The organism is Mesorhizobium sp. B2-8-5 (assembly GCF_006440675.2).
Taxonomy (GTDB): domain Bacteria; phylum Pseudomonadota; class Alphaproteobacteria; order Rhizobiales; family Rhizobiaceae; genus Mesorhizobium.
Map to the genome: position 1 here is coordinate 2,589,739 of NZ_CP083951.1, position 17,849 is coordinate 2,607,587.

19 protein-coding genes are annotated in these 17,849 nt (G+C 64.2%); 6 read left to right on the plus strand and 13 right to left on the minus strand.

What is annotated here, in order from left to right; genetic code table 11:
* Positions 1-39: 39 nt before the first annotated feature.
* From FJ430_RS12660 to FJ430_RS12670, 3 genes are read right to left on the minus strand one after another with little or no spacing between them, the layout of a single operon-like run.
* The gene (locus tag FJ430_RS12660; protein WP_140703862.1) at positions 40-957 is read right to left on the minus strand and encodes an NAD(P)-dependent oxidoreductase; all 918 of its coding nucleotides are present in this window, start codon (positions 955-957) and stop codon (positions 40-42) included.
* Entirely contained in the window at positions 954-2,165 is a 1,212-nt protein-coding gene (locus tag FJ430_RS12665) for a mandelate racemase/muconate lactonizing enzyme family protein (RefSeq protein WP_140703860.1), read from the minus strand. The genes FJ430_RS12660 and FJ430_RS12665 overlap by 4 nt, the downstream gene beginning before the upstream one ends.
* Positions 2,162-3,778 carry a GMC family oxidoreductase gene (locus FJ430_RS12670; protein WP_140703858.1) on the minus strand — a complete coding sequence of 539 codons (1,617 nt, stop codon included), beginning with the start codon at positions 3,776-3,778 and terminating at the stop codon, positions 2,162-2,164. Before FJ430_RS12670 ends, FJ430_RS12665 begins: the two co-directional genes overlap by 4 nt.
* Before the next feature lie 188 nt (positions 3,779-3,966).
* Between FJ430_RS12670 and FJ430_RS12675 the strand changes: the two genes are divergently transcribed.
* Together FJ430_RS12675 and FJ430_RS12680 are read left to right on the plus strand one after the other, a co-directional pair.
* Entirely contained in the window at positions 3,967-4,362 is a 396-nt protein-coding gene (locus FJ430_RS12675; protein ID WP_140647529.1) for an acyl-CoA thioesterase, read from the plus strand.
* Between the two features lie 118 nt (positions 4,363-4,480).
* Positions 4,481-4,684, plus strand: a complete 204-nt coding sequence (locus tag FJ430_RS12680; RefSeq protein WP_140703856.1) for a hypothetical protein — start codon at positions 4,481-4,483, stop codon at positions 4,682-4,684.
* A gap of 169 nt (positions 4,685-4,853) precedes the next feature.
* Here the strand turns inward: FJ430_RS12680 and FJ430_RS12685 are convergent, their stop codons facing one another.
* Entirely contained in the window at positions 4,854-5,222 is a 369-nt protein-coding gene (locus FJ430_RS12685) for a winged helix-turn-helix transcriptional regulator (protein ID WP_140647527.1), read from the minus strand.
* Positions 5,223-5,312: 90 nt separating this feature from the next.
* Here FJ430_RS12685 and FJ430_RS12690 point away from each other — a divergent pair, with 90 nt between their 5' ends.
* The gene (locus FJ430_RS12690) at positions 5,313-5,918 is read left to right on the plus strand and encodes an NADPH-dependent FMN reductase (protein ID WP_140647526.1); all 606 of its coding nucleotides are present in this window, start codon (positions 5,313-5,315) and stop codon (positions 5,916-5,918) included.
* 255 nt (positions 5,919-6,173) lie between these two features.
* Here FJ430_RS12690 and FJ430_RS12695 read toward each other — a convergent pair whose 3' ends face one another.
* The 3 genes from FJ430_RS12695 to FJ430_RS12705 all read right to left on the minus strand — a co-directional run bounded on the left by FJ430_RS12695 (position 6,174) and on the right by FJ430_RS12705 (position 9,782).
* Positions 6,174-7,469: a glucoamylase family protein gene (locus FJ430_RS12695; RefSeq protein WP_140703854.1), complete on the minus strand. Its 1,296-nt coding sequence runs from the start codon at positions 7,467-7,469 to the stop codon at positions 6,174-6,176.
* 122 nt (positions 7,470-7,591) lie between these two features.
* Entirely contained in the window at positions 7,592-8,902 is a 1,311-nt protein-coding gene (locus FJ430_RS12700) for a hemolysin family protein (protein WP_140703852.1), read from the minus strand.
* 172 nt (positions 8,903-9,074) lie between these two features.
* A complete protein-coding gene (locus FJ430_RS12705; protein WP_140640796.1) occupies positions 9,075-9,782 on the minus strand; it encodes an LssY C-terminal domain-containing protein in 708 nt (235 codons plus the stop codon).
* Between the two features lie 137 nt (positions 9,783-9,919).
* Between FJ430_RS12705 and FJ430_RS12710 the strand changes: the two genes are divergently transcribed.
* Positions 9,920-10,603 carry a gamma-glutamylcyclotransferase gene (locus tag FJ430_RS12710; RefSeq protein WP_181175258.1) on the plus strand — a complete coding sequence of 228 codons (684 nt, stop codon included), beginning with the start codon at positions 9,920-9,922 and terminating at the stop codon, positions 10,601-10,603.
* A 1-nt stretch (position 10,604) separates the two neighbouring features.
* Here the strand turns inward: FJ430_RS12710 and FJ430_RS12715 are convergent, their stop codons facing one another.
* From FJ430_RS12715 to FJ430_RS12725, 3 genes are all read right to left on the minus strand, one after another.
* On the minus strand, positions 10,605-11,414 hold the full coding sequence (locus FJ430_RS12715) for an extensin family protein (RefSeq protein ID WP_413467870.1): 810 nt from the start codon (positions 11,412-11,414) through the stop codon (positions 10,605-10,607).
* Between the two features lie 158 nt (positions 11,415-11,572).
* Positions 11,573-12,580 (minus strand): extensin family protein, encoded by a 1,008-nt coding sequence (locus FJ430_RS12720; RefSeq protein WP_413467871.1) that lies wholly within the window; start codon positions 12,578-12,580, stop codon positions 11,573-11,575.
* Positions 12,581-12,694: 114 nt separating this feature from the next.
* Entirely contained in the window at positions 12,695-13,120 is a 426-nt protein-coding gene (locus tag FJ430_RS12725) for a DUF3775 domain-containing protein (protein WP_140703845.1), read from the minus strand.
* Between the two features lie 178 nt (positions 13,121-13,298).
* Between FJ430_RS12725 and FJ430_RS12730 the strand changes: the two genes are divergently transcribed.
* Both FJ430_RS12730 and greA read left to right on the plus strand, forming a co-directional pair.
* A complete protein-coding gene (locus FJ430_RS12730) occupies positions 13,299-13,835 on the plus strand; it encodes a tetratricopeptide repeat protein (RefSeq protein ID WP_140640788.1) in 537 nt (178 codons plus the stop codon).
* A gap of 263 nt (positions 13,836-14,098) precedes the next feature.
* Complete coding sequence (gene greA / locus FJ430_RS12735; protein WP_027168132.1) at positions 14,099-14,572, plus strand: transcription elongation factor GreA; 474 nt, start codon at positions 14,099-14,101, stop codon at positions 14,570-14,572.
* A 276-nt stretch (positions 14,573-14,848) separates the two neighbouring features.
* On the opposite strand, the gene waaC is transcribed toward greA, so the two are convergent.
* From waaC to rfaD, 3 genes are read right to left on the minus strand one after another with little or no spacing between them, the layout of a single operon-like run.
* On the minus strand, positions 14,849-15,823 hold the full coding sequence (gene waaC, locus FJ430_RS12740) for a lipopolysaccharide heptosyltransferase I (RefSeq protein WP_140703844.1): 975 nt from the start codon (positions 15,821-15,823) through the stop codon (positions 14,849-14,851).
* Positions 15,820-16,827, minus strand: coding sequence for a lipopolysaccharide heptosyltransferase II (gene waaF, locus FJ430_RS12745; protein ID WP_140703843.1), 1,008 nt, complete (start codon positions 16,825-16,827; stop codon positions 15,820-15,822). Before waaF ends, waaC begins: the two co-directional genes overlap by 4 nt.
* Complete coding sequence (rfaD, locus tag FJ430_RS12750) at positions 16,800-17,750, minus strand: ADP-glyceromanno-heptose 6-epimerase (RefSeq protein ID WP_140640782.1); 951 nt, start codon at positions 17,748-17,750, stop codon at positions 16,800-16,802. Before rfaD ends, waaF begins: the two co-directional genes overlap by 28 nt.
* Positions 17,751-17,849 lie beyond the last annotated feature (99 nt).

A 17,849-nucleotide genomic window follows, 5' to 3' on the forward strand; every position in this document is an offset into this window, starting at 1 on the left:
GGCCAGATGGTTGAAATAGCTGGCTAAATTTTTGCCGGATTACAGTTCGAGCTTGGCCGGGAAGCCCGGCGCGCGCAGCTCCGTCCCGACCGCATCCTCGACCAGCTTGACGATTTGCGTCGACCAGGCATCGCCGCCATAGGCGCGCTTGCCCTCCTCGAAGATCGCGTTGACGTGCGATGCGAGGTCGAGCGGCGCGCCGAAATCCCTGCCCATGGCGAGCGCGAAGCCGAGGTCCTTCAGCGCCAGGTCCATGGTGAAGCCGATGTCGTAGGAGCCGTTGAGCACGAGCTGGCTTTCGGTCTCGTGGACGAAGCTGTTGCCGGATGAGGCGACGATGGCGTGGTAGGCCTGGGCGAGGTCGAGCCCGCCCTTTCTGGCCAGCATCAGCGCCTCGCCGGCGGCGACGAGATGGATGAAGGCCAGCATGTTGGTGATGACCTTGATCACCGCAGCCGAGCCGACTGGTCCCATCAGGAACGACTTCGCGCACATCGCCTCGATGGCCGGGCGATGGCGTTCGTAGAGTGCGGCATCGCCGCCGACGAGCGCGGTGATTCTGCCCGCCGCCGCCAGATGCACGCCGCCTGTCACCGGGCATTCGAGCGTCTCGATACCCTTGGCCGAGGCGAGGGCCGCCAGCCGCAGGATCTCGTCGCGGCCATTGGTCGACATCTCGATCCAGGTGCCGCCCGCGGGCAGGCCTTGAAGCAATCCGTCCGGGCCGGCGAGCACCGCTTCGCTGACCTTCGGCGAAGGCAGGCAGGTGATCGCGTTGCCGGCGCGGGCAGCGGCTTCCGCCGGGCTCGCCGCCGCCGTGGCGCCAAACGCGACCAGGCGCTCGACCGCCGCCGGGTCGCGGTCGACGACGGTGACGGCAAAGCCGTTGCGCAGCAGGCTGGCGGCAAGGTTGCCGCCGAGATGGCCAAGCCCGATGAAGGCGTAGGCGAGGGTCACGGCATCAACGGGGTCTGCATCATCTGCAGATGCAGGTCCTTGCCGTTATAGGGATGCGCGTCGCAGACTTCCTCGTTGAGCTCGACGCCGAGGCCCGGCTCTTTCGAGGGGATGACGTTGCCGTCCTGCCATTCGATCTTCTTCTTGAGCAGTTTTTCGTGGAAACCGTCCCACTGCTTCAGCGATTCGAGGATGAGGAAATTCGGTAGCGTCGCCGCAAGCTGGATGTTGGCCGCGCCGACGATCGGCCCGCAATAGCAGTGCGGCGCGATCTGGATGTGATAGGCCTCGGCCATGGCGGCGATCTTCTTGGTTTCGAGGATGCCGCCGGAGCGGCCGAGATCCGGCTGCAGGATGGTCGCGGCGCGATTCTCGATGACACGGGCGAATTCGAACTTCGTCGTCAGCCTTTCGCCGGTGGCGACCGGGATCGACGTGCCGCGGGCGACCTGCGCCATCACCTCCGGCATGTCCGGCGGCACCGGCTCCTCGAACCACAGCGGATCGTAGGGCTCGATGGCGCGCGCCATGCGCAGCGCGCCGGATGCGGTGAACTGGCCATGCGTGCCGAACAGGATGTCGGCCCTGGTGCCGACCGCCTCGCGGATCGCCTTGATCATGCGCGCCGAAAGGTCGATGTCGATCAGGCGCGGCTGGTGGCCGTCATAGGCGGTGTAGGGGCCAGCCGGATCGAGCTTCACGGCGTTGAAGCCCTGCTCGACATATTCGAGCGCGCAGGCGGCGGCCATGTCGGGGTCGTTGTAGACGTTCTTGCCGCGCGCATCTTCCGAATGGACGCTGCCGGTGTGCGGATAGAGATAGGTGTAGGAGCGCAGCGTCTCATGCACCTGGCCGCCGAGCAGCTTGTAGACCGGCTTGCCAGCTTCCTTGCCGACGATGTCCCAGCAGGCCATTTCGAGCGCCGAGAAGCAGCCCATGCCGGAGACGTCCGGCCGCTGGGTGAAGCCGGAGGAATAGGCGCGGCGGAAGAAATTCTCGATGTCGTGCGGATCGCGGCCGACGAGATAGCGTTCGGCCATGTCCTCGATCATCCTGGCGGTGACATGCGCGGAGAAGGTGGCGTTGTAGGCTTCGCCATAGCCGGCCACGCCGCCGTCGGTGGTGAGCTTGACGAAGATGAAATACTTGCCGCCGATGCCGGGCGGCGGGTTGCCGACAACCCAGGTCTTCACGTCGGTGATTTTCATTTGTGGTCCTCCAGAATCAGGTCGGCGCCTTTCCATCCGGTCAGGATCGAGGCGGCATTGGTGTTGCCCGTGACGTTGTCGGGGAAAATCGAAGCGTCGATGACCCGCAAGGCGTCCAGCCCGTGCACTTTCAGCCGGGGATCGACCACGGCGCGCGATGCGTCCGGCCCCATGCGGCAGGTCGAGACGGGATGATAGACGGTGCCCGAGCGTTTCCTGAAATCCTGGATCAAGTCGGCGTCCGACTTTATCGAGGGGCCAGGCAGAACCTCTTCCTCGATGATCTCGGCCATCGCCGGCATCGCGGCGATCTTGCGCACGAACTTCACCGCCGCCAGCATTTCGTCAACATCGGCGTTGGTCGAGTAGGCGTTGGCTGTGATCTTGGGATAGTCGCGCGGGTTGTTCGAACGGATCATGATCTCGCCGCGGCTCGACGGCCGGCAGTTGGACAGGCCGATCGAGAAGCCCGGCCATGGGTCAGGCGTCAGGATCGGACGCTCGCCGCTCTTCGGGATGACGGTCGAGAAGGCCTGGAAATAGAGCTGCATGTTCGGCCGCGCCATCGACGGGTCGGTGCGGAAGAAGCCGCCGGCATTGTTCATCGACAGCGACAGCGGGCCTGAGCGTGTCAGTATGTATTGCATGCCGACCAGCAGCTTGCCCCACCATGGGCGCAGGATCTGGTTGAGCGTCGGGACCTTGCCCTTGAAAGTATAGTTGATGCCGACATGGTCCTGCAGGTTGGCGCCGATATTGTCGTTGGCGTGAATGATCGGGATGTCGAGATTGCCGAGCAGCGCCGACGGGCCGATGCCGGAAAGCTGCAGCAGCTGTGGCGAGTTGATCGAGCCACCGCAGAGGATCACCTCGCGGCCGGCGCGGACAGTTTTCGTTTCGCCGTTCTGCTCGTATTCGACGCCGACGGCGCGCTTGCCCTCGAACAGGATTTTCGTCGCCAGCGCCTTTGTCTCGACGCGGACGTTGCCGCGCTTCATCGCGGGCCGCAGGAAAGCTCGGGCAGCCGACATGCGGCGGCCGTTCTTCGTCGTGATCTGGTAGACGCCGACGCCTTCCTGGGAGGCGCCGTTGAAGTCCGGATTGAATGGCAGTCCGGCCTGTTGGGCAGCGGCAAGATAGCGCTTGGTCAGCGGATGCACCGCGTTCGTGCAGTCGGTGACGCGCAGCGGGCCGCCGACACCACGCCACCGGTCGGCGCCGGCCGCATTGTCTTCCATCGCCTTGAAGGAGGGCAGGAGGTCGTCATAGCCCCAGCCGGGATTGCCGGCGGCGGCCCAGGCGTCGAAATCCTCGCGCGCGCCGCGGATGAAGACCATGGCGTTGATGGAGCTCGAGCCGCCGAGCAGCTTGCCGCGCGGCCAGTGGTCGGCATTGCCGGCGAGACCGGGATCCGGCTCGGCCTTGTAGTTCCAGTTGACGGCCGGATCGAAGAAGGTCTTGCCGTAGCCGAGCGGCATCTGGACGTAGAACCGCTGATCGGTTCCGCCGGCCTCCAGCACCAGCACCGAGAAGCGGCCCGACGCCGACAGCCTGTCGGCAACGACCGAACCGGCCGAACCGGAGCCGACGACGATGAAATCATAAGTCTGCATGATGGTGTGGGCGGCTCCGCAATGTCGGGCTTACCCTAGACATTGCCGGCTCGCGGCGTCGCCGTGGCTTCCGGCATGGCTTGTGAAAAAAGCGACCGGCGAAGCGGCGTGCATTTCGCTTTCACCAAAGCTTGCGACATGGCGGTCGCATTGCTACGCAACAGCAACCGACCTCCAAGGATTTCGCCATGGTGCATTACGCGGACGGAAAACCTCTCGGCGATCTCACTTTGAGGACGCTTGCCATGCCCTCCGACGCCAATGCGGCCGGCGACATCTTCGGCGGCTGGGTTATGGCGCAGATGGACCTTGCCTGCGGCATCCGCGCCGCCGAGCGCGCCAAGGGGCGCGTGGTCACCGCCGCGGTCAAGGAGATGTCCTTCGCCAAGCCGATGAAGATCGGCGACACGCTTTGCATCTACACCCATGTCGAGCGCGTCGGCCGCACCTCGATGGTGCTCAAGGTCGAGGCCTGGGCGCAGCGCTACCTTTCCGACCTGATGGAAAAGGTCACCCATGCCGATTTCGTCATGGTCGCGCTCGACGGCGAAGGCAAGCCAAAGCCGGTTCCGGCCGAGATCTGACGGGATACCCGATTCTCCCCAGGCTTGCCGTTTTGTAACAACGCCCGCGTGGGAGATGCGCTTCGCGACATCCAATGGTTGCCTTCGCGCCCCACTTTGAGGTGGCGAGGGGACAACAATGCGTCAACATATGCTGAACGGCTGGCTCGTGGCAGCCCTTATTGCCCTGGTCTGCCTGCTCGGCGTAACGGCCTATATGGAGGTCAGGAAAGACCTTCCACGCGTCGCCTGCATGCGGGATCGCACCGTGGCCGGCAAGAGGGCCGCGCAATCGGAAAGCTGCTCGACGGCGTGTTGCGGCAGCACCAATCCTAACGCCTGATGCGTGGCCGGCTAAAGACAGCCCTTCTTGTCGAGGCGGTTGCGCGGAGACGCCAGCGAGGCTAGCGGCGAGACCGCAGCGGATTTGATCGAAGCGAAACGCGAGACAGGGCCGGCGCCGAGCCGCACGGTTCATCCAATGGTTCAGAAACCATTGAACTACAAGGGTTTCAAGCCTGCTGGCTGTCGAATTTCGCGCGCGCTTCGCGGACCCGATTGGTGTTCTTGCGCGCCCATTCGCCGAGCGCGCCGACCGGCACGAGCAGCTCGTGGCCGAGCGGGGTCAGCTCGTAATCGACACGTGGCGGAATGGTCGGAAACACTTTTCGCGTCACGAACCCGTCGCGTTCCAGACCGCGCAAGGTGGTGGTCAGCATCTTTTGCGAAATGCCGCCGACGGCGGCGCGCAACTCGTTGAAGCGCATCGCCCCGTCGCCCAGCTTGCCGACCACGAGCACGGTCCATTTGTCGCCGACCCGTTGCAGGATCTCCGACACGGCGCGGCAGTCCTCGGTGATGTGCGGGTGCCTCAGTAACAAAAACGTGCCTCCTTGCGCGCCGATTTGTCAGTATCACATATAGCGCCGGTATCCAAACGATACCAAAAATTCCCGCAAGGAGAGCCCCTTATGTCCAAACCCAAAATCGCCATTGTCGTCGGTTCGACGCGCGCCGCCCGCTTCGCCGACGTGCCGACGCAATGGATCGCCAAGATCGCCAAGTCGCACGCCGATATCGACGTCGAGATCGTCGATCTGCGCGACTGGCCGCTGCCTTTCTTCGACGAGGTCGCTTCCTCCGCCTGGGCGCCGTCGCAGAACGAAGTGGCGCAGCGCTGGCAGAAGAAGGTCGCCGAGTTCGACGGCTTCATCTTCACCGCCGCCGAATACAATCACGCTCCGACCGGTGTGTTGAAGAACGCCATCGATTACGCTGCCAATGAATGGAACAAGAAGCCGGCCGGTTTTGTCGGCTATGGCTCGGTCGGCGGTGCGCGCGCGGTCGAACAGCTCCGCCTGATCGCCGTCGAGCTGCAGATGGCGCCGGTCAAGTCGGCCGTCCATATCGCCTGGGGCGATTTCCTTGCGGTGCGCCAGGGCGAGAAGAAGCTCGAGGACATCGAGCATCTGAACCAGGCCGCCGCCGCGCTGGTCAACGACGTCGCCTGGTGGGCGAAGGTGCTGAAGGCCGCCCGCGCCGCCGACGCGATCGCCGGCGAAGCCCAGGCCGCTTAAAGAGCCTGCGTGGACTATCCTCCCGAGGGGCGGCGCTTGCGCCGCCCTTTTTAATTTGCGGAAGTCGCGAGGCCTCGACGATGGCCTATGCCGATGCGTTCCTGTGGTCATCACGGTGGCTTTCGTCATCGCCACGGCGCTGGTGCCGTTCCTGCCCAACGTGACGCCGAAGGCGCCGCCGCCGGATGCCCATTGAGCGCAACCGGCAGAGGCCGGTGCGGACGCTGCCCTACCATACGAAGAGTAGGCTCATCCTTACAGCCAGCCGCCCGAAAATCCGGCCCGTCGCAGGCCCGTGGCAATTGCCGGCACGCTTCGCATCAGCCGCCACAGGAAATCGGACCTGTAATTCTCGATCATCAACACTATCGGCCCCTGATTGATGCCGAGATGGTCCGGCGACACCCAGCCGCAAGGCCGGCCTTCAATGGCGGCGATCGTTGGATTGAAGCTCGCGGTGAAGCCGTAGGGATTGCCGTCGTGCAGGTCGATTTCGTGGAAGTAGCGCAGCGCCGGCAGCACGATCTCCGGCGCAAACGGCAACGAGGCGATCGCCGCCCAAGGCGACAGCGTGCCGTCATCGGGACCGAAGGGCGCGCCGCGCGCCAGATAGCCAAAGAAGCGGCGTCCACCGGCCTGCTTCTGTTGCGGGCCCGGCCCGTCGCTGGCCGTGAGACCCCAGCAATTCTCCCCGTAGCCGGTGAAACCCTTGGGATTGCGGATGGCATAGTCGCGCTGGAGAAAGGTCGCCTGCCGGCTGTTCTCGAAATAGTCGCTGCCGACATTGCGCATGAAGGCATCGCGAATGCCGCGAAAATCGATCCAGATATGCGAGAACTGATGGATGAAGAGCGGACCGGCATAGACAAGGTCCCGGCCATAGATCTTCTTCCATCTATAGCTCGACAGCCAGGCGGCGTAGCTCTCGGGCGACAATGGGAAAGTCGGCGAGCCGAGGCCCAGCATGTAGAGGATCAGCGCCTCGTCATAGCCTTCCCAGCGGTAACGCAGGAAGCCTTTTTCGGGCCGCCAGCCATGGGTGACGGTGGCGCCGCCATGCTGGGCCCAGCGCCAGTCGGCGCGGCGGTAGAGCGCATCGGCGAGCCGGCGGATCTCCAGTTCGAACTCGTCGTCGGCGTCGAAATAGGCGCCGGCCGTCAGGACACCGGCAAGCAGAAGCGCGGTATCGATGGTGGACAATTCGCAGTTCCAGACGCGGCGTCCGGTCCGCATGTCGAGGAAATGATAATAGAAGCCCTTGTAGCCGGTGGCGTCGGGCTCCGGCCCATGAGGCGCATTCCAGAAGAAGCGGAGCGTGGCGAGCGTCCGCTCGACCGCGGCGGCGCGCGTCATGAAACCGCGCTCGACTCCGACAGGATAGGACGACAAAGCGAGGCCGACGGCGGCTATGCTGGCGGGCGATGCCGCGGTGTTGCGGTCGGCGACCAGGCCGTTGACCGGATTGGCCTCCTTCAGAAAATAGTCGAAGGACAGACGTTGGATGTCTGAAAGAAGCTCGTCGTTCAGCGCATGTTCGCTCGATGCATCCATGGTTGCCGATATAGACGCTTTCGCAGCGCTTCAAAGCTTTCTGACGGGTCAATCCTAAGTGAGGAAGCGAAGCTTGGCTGCCGCGCCAACCGCCCCGACGCCCGATCGAACTTTCCGGCCACTTAGCGCGCCACCGGGCGATGGCCGCCGGGCAGGCGGGTGGCGATCAGCTTGTCGATGCGGCGGCCGTCGAGGTCGACCACCTCGAAGCGCCAGCCTTGCGCGTCGACGCACTCGCCGGTCGTCGGCAGATGGTGGAGATGCGACAGCACATAGCCGGCGACGGTTTCGTAGTCGCGGTTTTCGGGCAGGTCGATGCCCAGCACTTCAGCCATCTCGTCGGCCTGCATGTAGCCGGCCAGCAGCCACGAGCCGTCATCGCGCTTGACGGCGTTCTCTTCCTCGCCCGCCTCGAGGTCGGAGCGGAACACGCCGGTGATGGCTTCGAGGATGTCGGCCGGCGTGACGATGCCTTCGAAATGGCCGTATTCGTCATGAACGAGCGCCATCGGCACGTCCGATTCCCTAAGCTTCTGCAGCACGTCGAGCGCGTCGGCCTGGTCATGCACGATGGGGGCGGCGCGCACATGCTGGCGCGGATCCAACACCCTGCCGGCGAGAAGGGCGGCCAGGACGTCGCGCGTCTGGATGACGCCGACCATGGCGTCGACATTGCCGTCGCCGACGGGCAGGCGCGAGTGCTGGGTATCCATCAGAAGCTTTTTGACGGCGGCCTCTTCGGACTGCAGGTTCAGCCAGTCGACCTCGGTGCGCGGCGTCATGACGGCGCGCACGGCGCGGTCGCCGAGGCGCATGACGCCGGCGATCATGCGGCGCTCGTCCGATTCGATGGTGCCGTGATGCTCGGCCTCGGCGACCAGCATCTTAATCTCCTCGTCGGTGACCTTCTCTTCCGCCTCGCCGGCCTGGCCGAGCAGCCACAGAACGGCGCGGCCGGAAATGTCGAGCAGGAAGACGAGCGGCGCCGAGATGGTGGCAATGATGGTCATTGCGGGCGCCGCGCGGACGGCGACGCGCTCGGGATCGCGCAGCGCGATCTGCTTCGGCACAAGCTCGCCGACGATCAGCGAGGCATAGGTGATGATTGCGACGACGATGCCGACGCCGACAGGGTCGGCGATGTTTTCGCGGATGCCGGTCGTGGCCAGATATTGCGCCAGCCTTTCGCCGAGGGTCGCGCCCGAGAACGCGCCCGAAAGAACGCCGACGAGCGTGATGCCGATCTGCACCGAGGACAGGAATTTGCCAGGGTTCGAGCCCAGCGCCAGCGCGCGGCCGGCGCCCTTGACGTTGCGGTCGATCATCGCCTTGAGGCGGGCGGGCCGCGACGACACGATGGCGAGCTCCGACATTGCCAGAAGGCCGTTCACGCAGATGAGGACGGCAACGACGGCGATTTCAACATAAAGCATGGGCGGTCAATAGCATTGCTGCAGTGCATTCGAAAATAGCTTGTCGGTATTTTTGGAACATGACAGGCGCGCTGTTCAAGCCGCATCCCAGATCGGCGCCGAGAAATGCCCGACAAGCGCGTCGATGACGACGCGCACCTTAGGCGTCAGCGCGCGCGTGACGGGTGCGCCGTCATTGCGGCGTCTTCAGCACGCCGATCACGGCCATGCCGTCGGTAAAATAGGGATCGCCGCCGCCGTTGCGTCCTGCCTTGGTGGCGCCGATCCCCGGTATCTCGCTGGTGGATGCCAGCAGATCGGCGGCCTTCAGGTCGCCGATCAGGAAGTCGCGCTCCGCGTCGATGTCGGGGCCGATATGGTGGGTGACGGCGCCCGTATCGTGGCTGAGGCCGACGCCGCGATCGAAGCTCGCGGCGCCCAGCCAGAGCGGACGGCCGTCGTCGCCGACCGTATCCGTCTGCCAGAAGCGGACGTGGTGGCGCCGGTCGGCGCTGCCTCCGATCGGCTTTTCGAAGGCGAGGTCCTGGGCACGGCCCTCGAACAAAAGGCGGCTCATCGGCGCATCGGGGTAGGGGCGGGAAAACAAGACGCTTTCGCCGATGTCGATCGCGGTCCGCAGCGTCACGGCATCGGCCGTATCCCAGCCGGCGACGGCGAAGGCGTGGACGACTTCCTTCTCGGTGCCGACCAGGCCGACATTGATCGGGTCGCCGGGAATGCCTTGCGGCGTGTGCGTCACCATCTCGAAGGGCCGGGTGCGGAAGCCGCGCTCCCGCCAGGTCCAAAATTCCGGCGCGGCGAGATAGGCGAGCGCCAGATAGAAGGCACAAAACGCCACCAGCCAGATCGCCGCCCGCCGTCTTAAGCTTCGTTGGCTCATGAATGCCGCCCGACCCGTATGGCATCTGTTGCGCTACAATCATGGGAAATCAATGGCCAGCGATCTGGAGACCATTTATCATTAGTTATCGCTAAAGGGGGGTGCGAATGGGGCGGACAAAGACAAGCCACGGGAAAATGGCGCTGACCGCGGAGCTTGTGGCGAGGGTCGAACGCATGGAGCCCGATCCCGGTCCCGAGCCCGGAACTGACGAACACAGCGATGCCGAATTTGACGATCTGGCCGAGCAGCTGCTTGCGCAATATCGGCCTGAGACGCTCTGGGTCTTTGCCTATGGTTCGCTGATCTGGAATCCGGAGTTCATCTATGAAGAGCAGCGTCCAGCCACCGCGCCAGGGTGGCATCGCTCATTCTGCCTGACGCTGACACGTTGGCGCGGAACGCGTGAGTTGCCGGCGCTGATGCTGGCGCTCGACCGGGGAGGCAGTTGCAACGGCATCGCCTACCGGCTGCCGTCGGAGGACCATTTTGGGCAAATCGTCCAACTGCTTCGTCGCGAAATAGACGCGAACCCGCCGACCAAAGTGCCCTGCTGGATCAAGCTCCGGACCAAGGACGGACCGTTGCGTGCCCTGGCCTTTGTCGCCGCACCCCAAGGAAGGGCCTATGCCGGCAAGCTGGCGCTGGAGCAGGTTGCGCACACGCTGGCGCGCGCCGCCGGGCATTGGGGCTCCTCGGCGCAATATCTTTTCCGAACGGTCGCCAAACTGGAGGAAAGCGGGATTCGCGACAGAAACCTTTGGCGTATCCAGGATCTGGTCGCCCGGCAGATCATCGCTGCCACCGAAGCCCCAGGCTGATCTAGCGGCAGGCGCGGTAGCCGCTTTTGCGGTTCTTGATGTCGAAATGGAAATGGTTGCGGTGGTCGTAATTGTAGCCGGGGCCGAGCACCGTCGTGAAATACTCGCAACCGTCGGCGCGCACATTGTTGAGGAAGCCGCGCGTGCGGAAGGCGAACAGGCCGGGCTTGCGGACATCGATGTCGTCGCCATTGTTGAGCTCGATGCTCATGACGTCGAGCGCGTTGCCCTTGCCGTGCTCGGACAGGACGCCTTCGCCGGCGATGTTGCGGCAGGAATAGCTGGAGCCCTGGTGGATCGCCTTGACGCCGGAGAAATAGCGCCAGCGGGCGGCCGGCTGCAGCTCGTTCTTCGTCCAGGCGGCAAAGGTGGCAGCCATGTTGCAGGTCAGCGTTGCCGCCGGCTTCATGGCGACGCTGCCGATGGCCGAGACTTTTACCGGGAAATCGATGCCGCACTGGCCTTCATGGATCGGCTGGATGTCCTGATAGACGACGCCCATCCGCTTCAACTCGTTGCGGCAGTCGATCTCGCTGGCCGGCAACTGCTCGCCGGGCGACATCGGCTCGTCCATGCGCGGATAAGCGGCCTCGGTCATGTAGGGATTGGACGGAACGAGGCGCTGCATTCCGGAATATTGCGGCGCGTCGGGCTGCGGCACGGCTGCCGTCTGGCTGCCGACATCGACGGCCGGCTGCAGCGCAAAGACGTCGCCCGTCGTACAGGCCGATATCGTCGCGATGGCAACGCCCGCGGCCAGCCCTGCGATCGTGACGCGCGCACGCTTGTTCCGTTGCGCCAAGCCAAGCATGGCGCCAAGTCTTCGAGCCATTGAAAGGCGTCCTTGTCCCCGAATGGCACAAGATTAATCGCCAAGAGTAAAGGAAAGATCAGCGGCCCCATTCACGCATGGGGCGGAATTGCGGCGCTGTTCTTGCCGGACGTGACCCGGGACTTTCGATATCGCGCTTACTGGCAAAAAGTGCCGCCGTGGCGGCGCGGTTCCAGGTCGAGGTGGAAATGCAGCGCATGGTCGGCGTCGGCGCCCGGCCCGAGCACCGTCTTGAATGGCCCGCAGGCAGCCTTGCGCACCGCGTTGAGGAACTTCGCGTCCTTCTCCGGCGGCGCCGGCCCGACCTCGATCGTCCTCCCGTCCGACAAGGTGAAGCTGGCGATGTCGAGCGCGTTGCCGAAGGCGTGTTCCGACAGTTTGCGCGTGCCGTGGCGCGGCCGGCAGACAAAGGCCGAAGTCTGGTTGATCGACTTCAGGTCGGCCCCGAGTTCGGCCTTCGCCGTGGGCTGGACGACATCGGCCATGAAGCGCGCGGCCGCCTCCGCCATCTGGCAGTTGAGCTCGGTGCCGGGGCTGATACCGATGGATTTGCCAAGCGTTTTCAAAATTATCGGATAGGGAATCGAGCAGCCGATTTCCGCGTCGTGCTCGGCCTTGTGCTCCTCGAATTCGATGCCAAGCGCCTTCAGCCTTTCCCGGCATGCGGTTTCCTCCGCCGGCATCTTGTCGGCCGGCATCTCGGCGGAACGCGGATCGGGAAGCATCTTTTCCTCGCCCGGCGGTTCGGGTTTTTCCGATGGTTGCGGCCCAGTTTCCGGCGGCTCGGGCTCCAGTTCGGTGGGCTTCTGCGGGGGCGTGGGTACGACATCCGGCGTCTGCGGTTCGGATTGCGTCCGCGGCCCGGATTGAGCGCCCTTCGAACGTGGCGGGCGGGCATCCCATTTCGGATGCGACTTGTCCTGGTTGAGAAAGTCGTCATTGCTGTCGAGGCCGCTTTTGTCTCGCCCGGACCTATCGGCGCCGTTCTCCATATCCCGCGGACGCGACCCCGGAACCGGTGTCGCCGCAGGCGTTTGCGGCGCCGGAGCGGCGCTTTGGCCGGCCGGCGGCAGGTGCCTCTTATGCCGATGATGATGCTTGGCGGCGGCCGGCGTAACCAGCAGGATCGCAGCCGCCACAGGCAGCGCCAGTCTGCAAAATCGTGAAAGGCTCAGCGTTGCCATCGCCCGGAAACGGCGGTCGCGTCGCGAAGTTGCCTGCGCGACCCGCCTTGCCGATCACAATCGGTTACCGGCGCGTTACGCGCCGATGGCTTCAAGGCCTTCCTCCAGCCAGTCGGCAAGCATCGGCAGGCCGAGCAGATACTTGGCCGTGCGCTTCCTGGGACGCTCCCTAGCCGCGGCCACCGCGTCCGCCCATTCGGATGCGTCATAGTCGCCGCGTCCGACCCAGGCGAGCGCGATCAGTTCGGCCGCTTCGTCGATATTGAGATCGTTGATCAGCTCGCGGAATTCCTCCTCGGTGAGGTCTTCCGCGGCTTCCTCGACAAGGCCGTCATGGTGATGGCTGGCATGGGTGTCGCCGTCGAACTCGATCTCGTGCTCGGCGCCGTCGTCATAGTCCTCGTTTACGGCGGCGCTCAGCGCCTTGGCCTTGAGGATGAACAGGCGCACCGTGTCCGGATCGATCGAAAGGTCCCACTCCTTCTCGAGGCGCTGCTGCACGATCCTTCTCCACGTGATGCGCTTGGCCCCGATGATAGCGGAATTAAAGCGCGCGTCACGTCTGGCGGTAACGGCTTCTGTCCGGCCGTCCAAAATAGTTCGGCAGCTACCCGCATTTCGGGATGAAACCGCGCCAAAGCGGCGTTAATCTGGCATTGTCACGCTCATGGAGGCTTCGATGCGCAGACGTTTGCTTGTTCAGGTCATGGCTATTGCGGCGCTGCCGCTGTTCGTTGCGCCGGCTTTTGCAGCTGGTGAAGGCGGCAGCAGCGGTGGCCAGACGACCACCACCTGCAAGAAGGGCGAGGTTTGGGACAAGAAAAAGAAGAAATGCGTCGTGCCGCAATATGGCATGCTGGATGACGACAGCATCTATGAGGCCGGCCACGATCTGGCGATGGCCGGGCGCTATGACGAGGCGATCTCAGTGCTGACGCTTGCCGCCAACAAGCAGGATCCGCGCATCCTCAACTATCTCGGCTATTCGCATCGCCATTCCGGCCGCGTCACGGTCGGCCTTGGCTATTACGAGGAAGCGCTTCGCATCGACCCGAACTACACGCTGGTGCGCGAATATCTCGGCGAAGCGCATCTGCAGATCGGCGATCTCGCCGGCGCCCAGCAGCAGCTCCAGGAAATCGAAAAGCGGACCGGCAAGGGCTCGCGCGAATACGGCATGCTGTCCGAGCAGATCGATCATTTCCTGAGGAGCTGAGCAGGGCTCGACATCTCTCGAACCGGCTGTGATTGCTCACAGCCGGTTTTTGTTGTTCGCCGTCAGCCGCGGGCCCGCGAAAGCGGTGATCATTTTGCCGAACTTCAATTTTTGGGCGTGAAAATCGCGCGAAGATCGCTATATTCAGGGAAATTGTGGTGAAACGGTTCCGTTAGCCCGAGGCTGCCGGACCGTTTTCTTTTTGTACCCATTGACAAGGCTGCTCCCGAAAAGCGGGGGTGGCGGCAGGAAAGGTCAGGCATATGATCAAGGTCCCGATGACAGGCGAGGGGTTCGCGTCATTGAAGGAAGAACTTCGCTGGCGTCAGCAGGAGGAACGTCCCCGTATCATCGAGGCGATCTCCGAAGCGCGCTCGCATGGCGACCTGTCGGAAAATGCCGAATATCACGCGGCGAAGGAGTCGCAGAGCCACAATGAGGGCCGCATCAACGAGCTCGAGGATCTGATCGCGCGGGCCGAGGTTATCGACGTCTCCAAGCTGTCCGGCGACAAAGTGAAGTTCGGCGCGACCGTCGTTCTCGTCGACGAGGACACCGAGGAAAAGAAGACCTACCAGATCGTCGGCGACCAGGAAGCGGACGTGAAGTCCGGCCGCATCTCGATCTCCTCGCCGATCGCGCGGGCGCTCATCGGCAAGGAAGTCGGCGACGCCATCGAGGTCAATGCTCCGGGCGGAGCCCGAGGGTATGAGATCGTCCAGGTGCAGTTTATTTAGCGCGCTTCGCTAGATCCAGGATGACGTTTCATTGACTTGTCATCCTGATCTAAACGTTCGGAATTGGCTGAAGCATCCCTGACGTCGTCATCCACGGGCGGAGCAGCCGCGAAGCGGCGTCGCGGAGACCCGAGGATCCATTCCGTGACCTCGCGCGAAGGGTGCAGCAGAGCAGAATTCTGCATCGCGGCGGCGCCTCGACGTCACGGCATGGATCCTCGGGTCTGCGCTGCTTCGCTCCTTGCTCCGCCCGTGGATGACGAAACAGCATGCGGCCTAGGCTGGCGCGTTTGATCTGAGCGCCAGCAACCGTTCCGCCTCCGCCACGACCTCAGCCGGTGTGACCTTGCCGCCGGACGGCGCCAGCAAGGTCGATGCAAACTTCCCGCGCGGGCCGGTGAGACCTGGCTCCGTCGCCAGGAAAATGGCGACCGTCGGCAGGCCGAAGGCGCTGGCGAGGTGGGTGAGGCCGGTGTCGGCGCCGATGACCAGCGTCGAGCGGCCGAGGATTGCGGCGATGTCCGCGAGCGGCGATTTCGGAACGAGCACCGTCCCTGGCACGGCACCGGCAATGGCTTCCGCCACCTTCTTTTCCGCCTCGTTCGACCAAGTGACCACCGGCGTGAACTGCCGCCCGGCCAGTTGGCGCGCGGTTTCGATCCAATCTTCGACCGGCCATTTCTTCTCCTCGCGGCTGGTGCCGTGCAGCAGGAAGGCGGCTCGGCCTTCAATGCCAGGCAGGTTGCCCGCCGGCGGCACGATGCCTGAGTGAAGCGTCGACAGGTCGGGCTGATAGCCAAGCGCCAGCCCGAACAGCCGCCTGGTGCGTTCGATGGCGTGCAGGTCGCGCGGCACGGCATATCTGTGCCGGTAAAACAATGTCGCCGAAGGTTCGCGGGCGCTGGCCCGGTCGAAACCGGCAATCGGCGCGCCGGCCTGGATGGCGACCAGGGCCGATTTCAGCAAGCCTTGGGCGTCAATGACAAGGTCGTAGTTTTCCGCTCGCAGCGCCCGCCGCAGACTTGCCATCTCGCGCCAGGTTTGGCCGTCGAGAAGCCGCTTGCGCCAGCGCCGGATCGCCACCTTGTGGATGGTGCCGATCGCCGGATGTAAGGCCACGATACCGGCAAACGGCTCCTCCACGCACCAATCGAAGCTTACATCGGGGCAATTTCGCACCGCGTCCTCGACGGCGGGAAAAGTGTGAATGACATCGCCCATCGACGACGTCTTGACGATCAGCACCTTCATGCCGCCGCCGGAACCTTGAGCAAGCGGTCGGCCGCGGCGGTGACACGCGCGACATCGAGCGTGTTCAGGCAGTTGAGATGCCCGAGCGGGCAGATCTTCTTATGGCAGGGCGAGCAGGACAGATGCAGCCAGATCAGCTCGGAGCGCTCGCTGAGCGGCGGCGTGTTTTGCGGCGAGGTCGAACCGTAGACGGCGACGATCGGCGTACCGACGGCGGCCGCGACATGCATCAGTCCGCTGTCGTTCGAGACCGCAAGCTTCGCCGCGGCGATCAGGTCGATGGCATCCTCCAGCCGTGTCTTGCCGGCCAGGTCGATGGCGCCTGGCGCAAGGGCTGCGATCTCACCGGTCACGTCGGCATCGTTCTTCGAGCCGAGCAGCGCGACGCCCAGACCCTTGGCCATCATGTCCCGGGCAAGCCCGGCATAGCGATCGCTCGGCCAGCGTTTTGCCGGGCCGAATTCGGCGCCGGGCATGAGCGCCACGAATTTACGGCCGGTCAGCGCGAAGCGCGCCAGCAAATCCGCCTGGTTGGCCTCGTCGACGGTAAGCCTCGGCGCGCGAAAGGTGCCGCCGCGCGCGAGGCCGAAATAGGCGCGCGCCGTGCGCCGTTTCAGCGCTTCGGGCAGCGGCACGACATCGGTCAGCAGGCCATAGCGCATCTCGCGCAAATTGCCGACACGATGCGGGATGCGGGCAAAGAACGGGATCAGCGCCGATTTCCAGCTTCCCGGCAGCACATAGGCCATGTCGTAGCGGCCACGCAGCAGGCGGCCGAAGCGCCTGCGGCTGCGGAATTCGAGCGCTCCCGGCATCAGCGGAAAGTCGATCTGGCTGCGTATCTCGGGCATGCGCTTGACCAGTGGTGCCGCCCAGGCCGGCGCCAGCACGTCGATGGCGGCGTGCGGATGCCTTTCCTTCAGCGCCGCAAACAGGCACTGCGCCATGACCATGTCGCCCACCCAGCGTGGGCCGATCACGAGGATCGTTGGGCCTTCAGCCATTCGACATAGTCCCTGACGCCGGTTTCGACTGTACGGAATTGGCCATTGTAGCCGGCCGCGCGCAAGCGGGACATATCAGCCTGTGTGAAACTCTGGTAGCTGCCCTTGAGATGGTCAGGGAAGGGGATGAATTCGATCTCGCCCTTGCCCAGCGTGTCGATGACCGTCTCGGCGATGGCGCGGAACGGCTGGGCGCGGCCGGTGCCGCAATTGAAGATGCCGCTCGTGCCGCGTTTCCACAGCCACAGATTGACCTCCGCGACGTCGCCGACATGGATGAAGTCGCGGCTCTGCTCGCCGGGGCCGAAATCGCCATAAGCGCCGAACAGCTTCGGGTTTTCGCCGCGTTCGACCTGGTTGAACAGATGGAAAGCGACCGAAGCCATGGCGCCCTTATGCGCCTCGCGCGGTCCATAGACGTTGAAATAGCGCAGGCCCGCCACCTGCGAATGATCGGTGTCGAAGACGTTACGGCGGACATAGTCGTCGAACAGCTTCTTCGAATAGGCATAGACGTTGAGCGGGCGCTCGCACTCCGGCTCTTCGCGAAATTCTGAGCCGCCGCCATAGACCGACGCCGAGGAGGCATAGAGGAACGGGACACGCAGTCCGAGGCAGGCATGGAGCAGGCGCTTGGAATAGGCGTAGTTCACCTCCATCATGAACTTGCCGTTCCATTCGGTGGTGGTCGAGCAGGCGCCTTGATGGAAGACGGCCTCGATGCGGCCGAGCGCGCCGTCCTCGATCCGGGCGAGAAAATCGTCCTTGTCGAGATAGTCGGCGATGCGCAGGTCGGCGAGGTTGGCGATCTTGTGGCCGTCGGTGAGGTCGTCGACGACGACGATGTCGTCATGCCCCTCGGCGTTGAGAGCGGCGACGATGTTGGAGCCGATCATGCCGGCGCCGCCCGTGACGATGATCATGCTTTTCAGCCTTGCTCCGTTGCCGATTCCGGCCCTTATAGGGGAGGTGGACGGGAGTGTCGATAAAACAGGCGCTCCGGTGCATCACAGTGAAGCCGC